At 60.3% G+C, this 7,297-nt stretch carries 6 protein-coding genes; 4 read left to right on the forward strand and 2 right to left on the reverse strand.

All coding sequences use genetic code 11. The features are described from left to right. A partial coding sequence (locus EN939_RS14375; protein WP_164750992.1) for a putative bifunctional diguanylate cyclase/phosphodiesterase occupies positions 1–1,469 on the reverse strand: 1,469 nt, incomplete at its 3' end. 331 nt (positions 1,470–1,800) lie between these two features. Here EN939_RS14375 and EN939_RS14380 point away from each other — a divergent pair. Together EN939_RS14380 and tdh are read left to right on the forward strand one after the other, a co-directional pair. Then, positions 1,801–2,988: a glycine C-acetyltransferase gene (locus tag EN939_RS14380; protein ID WP_127268536.1), complete on the forward strand. Its 1,188-nt coding sequence runs from the start codon at positions 1,801–1,803 to the stop codon at positions 2,986–2,988. Positions 2,989–3,040: 52 nt separating this feature from the next. Then, positions 3,041–4,075, forward strand: coding sequence for an L-threonine 3-dehydrogenase (gene tdh / locus EN939_RS14385; protein WP_127268537.1), 1,035 nt, complete (start codon positions 3,041–3,043; stop codon positions 4,073–4,075). A gap of 631 nt (positions 4,076–4,706) precedes the next feature. Here tdh and EN939_RS40045 read toward each other — a convergent pair. Next, a complete protein-coding gene (locus EN939_RS40045; protein ID WP_164749419.1) occupies positions 4,707–5,135 on the reverse strand; it encodes a hypothetical protein in 429 nt (142 codons plus the stop codon). Between the two features lie 635 nt (positions 5,136–5,770). Here EN939_RS40045 and EN939_RS14395 point away from each other — a divergent pair. Together EN939_RS14395 and EN939_RS14400 are read left to right on the forward strand one after the other, a co-directional pair. Further along, positions 5,771–6,457, forward strand: a complete 687-nt coding sequence (locus tag EN939_RS14395; protein ID WP_063169262.1) for a response regulator — start codon at positions 5,771–5,773, stop codon at positions 6,455–6,457. A gap of 26 nt (positions 6,458–6,483) precedes the next feature. Next, positions 6,484–7,297, forward strand: an 814-nt coding sequence (locus EN939_RS14400; RefSeq protein ID WP_442919534.1) for a pilus assembly protein N-terminal domain-containing protein, incomplete at its 3' end; no start/stop codon positions are given.

Below are 7,297 nucleotides of genomic sequence, written 5' to 3' on the forward strand. Positions count from 1 at the left end.
ATGACGATGCGGCCGATCTCGGGCATGAAGCCGCATTTCTCGGCGACCGGAATGAACTCGCCGGGCGGGATCATGCCGCGCTCCGCATGGTTCCAGCGCACCAGCGCCTCGATGCCGCTGATCGTGCCGTGGGTCAGTGAGACCTGCGGCTGGAAATAGACCTGGAACGCCCGCTCGGCGATGGCAACCTTGATGTCGTGCTCGAGCTGCTTGCGATAGTCGAGTTCGCGGCGCAGCTCCTCGGAGAAGAAGGAGAAGTTGCCGCCGCCAAGCCTCTTGGCGGAGTAAAGCGCCAGATCGGCGTGGACCAGCAAATCCCCGGCATTGTCGGCGTCGATCGGATAGACCGCGATGCCGGCGCTGGCGCCTGGGAGAATGGTCGTGCCCTGGAAGACGATCGGCTCGTTGATATGTGCCAGGATGCGTCGCGCCAGCATATTGATGTCTTCGGTGCCGCCGGCGCCGCCGAGGATCATGACGAACTCGTCGCCGCCCAGGCGCACGCACAGATCCGACGCCCGGCAGGAATCGCGCATGCGCTGTGCCGTCACGACCAGCACATAGTCGCCGGCGGCGTGGCCGAGCGTATCGTTGATCTGCTTGAATCGGTCGAGATCGAGCTGGACGACGGCAAGGCGTTCGCGACGCCGGTGCGTTCCCTTGATCAGCGTGTCGAAATGATCGGTCAGGAACGTGCGGTTGTGCAGGCCGGTAAGGCCGTCATGCACCGCGATGAAGGCCATGGAATTGCGCGCGTCGATCAATTCATGCGTCTTGCGCAGGATGGCGTTCGACATCGGCCTGAAGATGAAGAGCGCCACCAGTATGATGACGCCGATTGTGGCGTAGAACAGCGTGCGATGGAGAGCGAGCAGCTTCTCGGAGCGGTCGTCGGCGTCGGCAGTGATGCGCTGGCCAAGCGCGGCGTAGCCCGACAAGGTCGCATTGGCGACGGAGGCGTCGAGATTGACGCGTTCGTCGCCGCCCTTGTAACCGCCATTGCCGCTGAATTGCGATTCATAGGCCGAGATCAGGCGGTCGCCATTGGCGATCAGCCCGACCGAGAAATAGTCGAGGTGGAAGGGCTTGGCGAAAAGGACGCTTTCGATCGACTTCGGGTCAAGCTTGGCCGGCGATTGCGGATCGGCTCCCGTCTGATCGAGCAGCAGGTCGTAGTTCGTCTCGAACTCCGCCGTTGCCTGCTTGAGCGCGCTGACCAGCGCCGGTTGCTTGTCGCGTGAGCCGGCGCCCGTTGCACCGGCAAGGAAGACGATGCGCTGCGACAGCGTCTTTTGTGTGCTGACGATGTCGAGCAAGGTGTGATTGTGCTGTTGGGTGGCCATCATCTGCTGCAGCAGGATGAAGGAGGCGATCACCATGGCCGCAATGATCAGCAGGGCCAGCCAATAGCCGGCCTTGATCAGCAGTATGAGCTTGCCTGAAACGGTTTGCACCGGCTGCTGCGACATTTTCGGGGGCGGCCCTCTCGCCTACGGATTCTTGCCTAAAGATTCTTGTATGAGCACCATTGAACTGCAAACGTTAACAGGACCGGAAATCGACGGCTGCCCGGCGAGGGGCGGCTGTCGAAAGATCGCGAAATGGTTATCGGCTCGTTTAACGCCGTACCGGCATTTGAGCGGTCATCGGCCAGAACCCTTGTCGCGGCATCGTTTCCGCCGCCGCATGATGATCGACATCGGGGCGGCATCGTGCTGCTTGCCACCGATCCGGTCGTTTTTGCGATGGATTTTTCACGCGGACGAGACGACAGTCAGCCCACATCAAACGAGGCCGACCATGACCGCAGCATTCCTCTCCCACATCGACGGCGAGCTCGCGGGGCTCAAATCGGCAGGCCTCTACAAGTCGGAGCGGGTGATCACTTCGACGCAGTCGGCCGAGATCGAGGTCGGCGGCGACAAGGTGCTGAATTTCTGTGCCAACAACTATCTCGGCCTCGCCGATAGCGCCGATTTGCGCAATGCTGCCAAGCAGGCGCTCGACCGCTATGGCTACGGCATGGCATCGGTGCGCTTTATCTGCGGCACCCAGGAAGAGCACAAGCAGCTCGAATCCACGATTTCCTCTTTCCTCGGCATGGAAGACACCATCCTCTACGGCTCCTGTTTCGATGCCAATGGCGGCCTGTTCGAGACGCTGCTGGGCGAGGAAGACGCCATTATCTCGGATGCCTTGAATCATGCCTCGATCATCGATGGCGTGCGGCTGTCGAAGGCCAAACGTTTCCGCTACGCCAACAACGACATGGCCGATCTCGAGGCGCGACTGAAGGAAGCCCGGGACTGCCGCTTCCGGTTGATCGCCACCGACGGCGTGTTTTCGATGGATGGCATCATCGCCAATCTCACGGGTGTCTGCGACCTCGCCGAGAAATACGACGCCATGGTGATGGTCGACGACAGCCATGCCGTCGGCTTCGTCGGCCGAAACGGCCGCGGCTCGGCCGAACATTGCGGCGTCGAGGGCAGGGTCGACATCATCACCGGCACGCTCGGCAAGGCGCTTGGCGGGGCCTCCGGTGGCTACACCTCGGGCAAAGGCCAGGTGGTCGACTGGCTGCGCCAGCGCTCACGGCCGTATCTCTTCTCCAACACGCTCATGCCGGCGATCGCCGGCGCTTCGATCAAGGTGTTCGAACTGATCAAGGACGGCGATGGGCTGCGCAGCAAACTCTACGACAATGCGGCGCGCTTCCGGTCGCAGATGGGCAAGCTCGGCTTCACGCTGGCCGGAGCCGATCATCCGATCATACCGGTGATGCTGGGTGATGCCAGCCTGGCGCAGGAGATGGCCGCGCGCATGCTGAAGCGCGGCATTTACGTCATCGGCTTCTCCTTCCCGGTGGTGCCGAAAGGGCAGGCCCGCATCCGCACGCAAATGTCGGCGGCGCATTCCAGTGCGGATATTGACAGGGCGGTCGAGGCGTTTGCCGCCGTCGGGCGCGAACTCGGGGTCATTTCCTGAAAGGCTGGAATCGAAAAGCGATTCCGGATCAAGAGATTCAAGGGACAAAAGCATGTCGAACATGATGAAGGCGCTGGTGAAGGCCAAGGCCGAACCAGGCATCTGGATGGAAGAGGTGCCGGTGCCGGAGATCGGCCCCAACGACGTGCTGATCAAGATCAAGAAGACGGCGATCTGCGGCACCGACGTGCACATCTACAATTGGGACCAGTGGGCGCAGAAGACGGTGCCGGTGCCGATGGTGACCGGCCATGAATTCGTCGGCACGGTCGCAGATTTCGGCGCCGCGGTCACCGAATACAAGGTCGGCCAGCGTGTATCGGGCGAAGGCCACATCGTCTGCGGCCATTGCCGCAACTGTCGCGCCGGGCGAGGGCATCTGTGCCGCAACACACTCGGCGTCGGCGTCAACCGTCCAGGCGCCTTCGGCGAGTATCTGGCGATCCCGCAGCACAATGTTGTGCCGATCCCCGACGATGTGCCCGATGAGATTGCCGCGATCTTCGATCCCTTGGGCAATGCCGTCCACACCGCATTGTCCTTCGATCTGGTCGGCGAGGACGTGCTGGTGACTGGCGCCGGGCCGATCGGCATCATGGGCGCGCTCGTCGCCCAATGCGTCGGCGCGCGCAAAGTGGTCATCACTGACATCAACCCGGTGCGGCTGGCGCTAGCCAAGAAACTCGGCGTCCAGCATGTCGTCGACGCCTCGAAGGAGAAGCTGCGCGACGTCATGCCGGTGCTCGGCATGACCGAGGGGTTCGACGTCGGGCTCGAAATGTCAGGCGCCGCCCCCGCTTTCCGCGACATGATCGATGCCATGAACAATGGCGGCAAGATCGCCATTTTAGGCATCGCGCCGACCGGCTTCGAGATCGACTGGAACAAGGTCATTTTCAAGATGCTGCATCTCAAGGGCATCTATGGCCGCGAGATGTTCGAGACCTGGTACAAGATGATCGCGCTGGTGCAGGGCCCGCTGGATGTCTCCGGCCTGATCACCCACCGCATCGGCATCGACGATTTTCAGATCGGTTTCGATGCGATGAAGAGCGGCAGTTCCGGCAAGGTGGTGATGGACTGGTAGGGATTGCCTTGGCCGCTATTCAGGAAAAGCTGACGACAGCACCTCTGGTCCGCCGGACATTTTCCAACTAGGGGAACATGGCTGGGTGGAGAGCTATGGCTCCGCTACGTGCGCTCGCTAATCATATACGGCGACGTATCGCGGCCCACCCGGTGACGGTCGATGGGGCAATTCGCTTCAGTCGATGACGGAAACCCGGTGAACCGATGCTGAGGCCCCGACGCGATCGTCTATTTCCTATGATCTGCGATTGAGGTCGAGGTGTTGCCGCTTTCAGCGGGTAAGATGCGATAGACGACTTCCGGTACCCTTCCGGTCAGCGAAAAGGAAGGCAACGAGCCGCATTGCCTCAAGCAAAATGTTACCAATAGTGTCCTGTTCCAAAGGGGATGGACAGGTCGTGCCATTCCGGTTCGGGGGAAGGATGGCGCGGCTCAGCATGGCGACACGGTGAAGCGGCGATCGTGGAGCTTTATTGCGGCGTTGACAAGCGGCGCATTCTGGATGAGTTCGAGGCGGTAACCGGCTATTATTCGCAAGCGCGCGATCCGTCTTATGAACCGTCGTGAGCAGAGGCCGTCTGCGGGCAAGAGCCGCAGCCGCTGTTACGGCAGCGATGTCCGCGACGCGCTCATCGTGTTGTGGGAGGATTCGGAGCGGCTGGGTCCGCATCGACGCTCGCGGCGGCCAGCGCCGCCGGGCAGGAATGAGTTCGCAGTTCGCCGCTCGGTGCCAGCCCGCACCTTCGGCGATTGGAAAGATCCGCCGCCCGGCTTTGTTGAGCGCATTCGGGCACGTCTTCGTCAGGGAGCTTCGTGCAGACGATAGTGCTGACCGGATTGCCGCCGGCTGGACCGATTGCATTCCGCTCCGCACGCGCGACAGCGGCAATGTGATCATGGCGATCAAGCAGGCCCGCTCCCGGTTTCGCTGACCCTGTGCTGCTGTTTGCCGGCATCCGCCCGCACAGGAAGAGCTTGTAAAAGCGGTCGGTGCGGAAATCGAGGAGCCGTTGGTCGTCGATCTTCAGCCTGAACGCGGTCGTTTGCTGGTGCCGCAAATCGGCTGTTGCATGTACATCCCTGTCAGACGTCAGTTTTCCTCGCCTATTTTGGTGTCGAGCGCGAAGTGCTCCAACCAGATTGCAAGGCTTTTTGGAAATGAGAGCGGCTTTGCGCAGGGCGCTCCGTTGTTGAGCATTCAAGCTACCAAGCCAATGACGCGCAGGTTCCACCAGGCTCGCCAGCCTTGAAGGACAGCGAAAAAAGCAGAGCACGACAGACACAACAGTGCATCAGGACGCCGCAGTCGTTGAAGATGGTGCGCTGCATCCATACCGTGGATGCATTCGATCCAAATAATCGATTTGTTCAATCAGTTTCTCGAAAGCTAACCCTACCCTCTGTGGGAATCGGGCTCTGAGCCGCGACGCTGCCTTGCGAGCGCAGGGGCTGCACGTAGGAGAGATGATGCAACGAGAAATCGCACGCGGGTTGCTGGCCTCGTGGGTTCGCCGACCGGCGTATTTGAGCCCGTCAGTTGGTCCTCACCCGCGCCTATTGCCACCGAGCGACTTGCATGTCCCTCCGACTCGGACCAGTTCCGAGAGCTGCGACGAGTTGCGCGCCGTGTGCTCCGATCAGATGGCCGCCGGTGACGCGTTCGATGGGCCGTCCCTCTTCGAGAGGAGATGAAATGCGAACGCTGCTCGTGGATCATCATGCGGATCTTGCGCGCGCCATGCGACTTGCGCTCGGGGATGGCGGCTTCGTCGTTGATGTCGTTGGTACTCTGGAACTGGCTTCGAGTGCATTTTCTTGCGCCAGCTATGAAATTCTCCTGCTGGAATTGGCTCTGCCAGATGGCGATGGCTTGGGTTGGCTGAGGCAGTTGAGGACCCACGGGCATTCAGTTCCTGCCGTCATTATGAGCAGCCTTAACGATCTCGATAAGCGAATTGCGATCTTCAACGGTGGTGCGGACGACTTTCTGCTCAAACCCATCTCTACCGATGAGCTTATTGCCAGAATGAGAGCCATTCTGCGCCGGGCGACACAGATGACCGACCTGAGGCTCGTATTTGGCAATCTCGACTTTGATCCGGTCGCCCGCCAGGTTTTCGTTGATGGGCACCCAATGATGATCGCACGTCGCGAACTCTGTGTTCTAGAGCACCTGCTTAACCGGGCAGGCCGCATCGTGCCCCGTGCGCAATTGGAAGATCACCTCTATTCATTCAACGACGACGTGTCTGCCAACGCGCTTGAAGTCGGAATTTATCGTTTACGGGGACATCTGACCAGATCAGGTGCAACGCCACGGATCAAGACCATCCGAGGCATTGGTTACATCCTAGAATTGACTGACGCCTCGTCCGCATAGTTTGTCGAATCGAAAGAAGATCTATTTTGCTGATCCTTCAACATCCTTGCGCTGCGCTCAATTGGCGGGCGATCGCCAACAAGGTTACAAGACCTGCAGTGCCCCGTTACCTGGGCCATCTCCTCTGCGCGCTTATTGTGACTTTCCCACTTGGTGTCGCGGCGCAAAACAAGCAGGACAAAGGCCCGCCGCATGCGGCTTCGAATAGCATCAACGCCACGCTGACCCTTTCCTCTTCGCTCGGGGAGACCGTTCATCTGCCCGGGCCAGCCACGACCATCTTTGTTGCTGACCCCACGATCGCGGATTTTCAGGCGCCATCGAGCAAAACAATCTTCGTCTTTGGCAAGAAATCGGGGCGGACCAGCCTATTCGCCTTGGATGGCAATGGCGAGCCTCTCGCCGAATTGCGTATCGTTGTCACGCAACCGATCGGGGATTTACGCGCCATGTTGCGGGAGCAGGTCGGCGACTATCCCATCCGCGTCAACTATACGCCGCGCGGCGCAATCCTTAGCGGGACGGCGCCCGACGCAGAGGTCGCCGACACCGCAAAAAGAGTCACTGAGCAATATCTGGGCGACGGAGCGCAAGTCGTCAACAACATCAAGGTCGCTGGATCCCTGCAAGTTAACCTCAGCGTGCGCGTAGCCGAAGTCTCACGCAGCGCCATGAAGTCACTCGGCGTCAACTTGTCCGCCTTCGGTCAAATCGGCAATTTCAAAGTGGGCGTTCTAAGCGGAAGCGCTGCAAGCGCTGGGTCTGGTTCAACCCAGGGTGGCGGTACAGCAGAAATCGGATTCGACAACGGTGCCGTCAACGTCAGCGCGGTTCTCGACG

It is taken from the genome of Mesorhizobium sp. M7A.F.Ca.CA.002.05.1.1 (assembly GCF_003998335.1).
Taxonomy (GTDB): domain Bacteria; phylum Pseudomonadota; class Alphaproteobacteria; order Rhizobiales; family Rhizobiaceae; genus Mesorhizobium.

What these genes read in the sequence shown, in the direction of transcription:
- EN939_RS14380 (WP_127268536.1), top strand. Translation starts at nt 1,801, where the DNA reads ATGACCGCAGCATTCCTCTCCCACATCGACGGCGAGCTCGCGGGGCTC.
- tdh (WP_127268537.1), top strand. Translation starts at nt 3,041, where the DNA reads ATGTCGAACATGATGAAGGCGCTGGTGAAGGCCAAGGCCGAACCAGGC.
- EN939_RS14395 (WP_063169262.1), top strand. Translation starts at nt 5,771, where the DNA reads ATGCGAACGCTGCTCGTGGATCATCATGCGGATCTTGCGCGCGCCATG.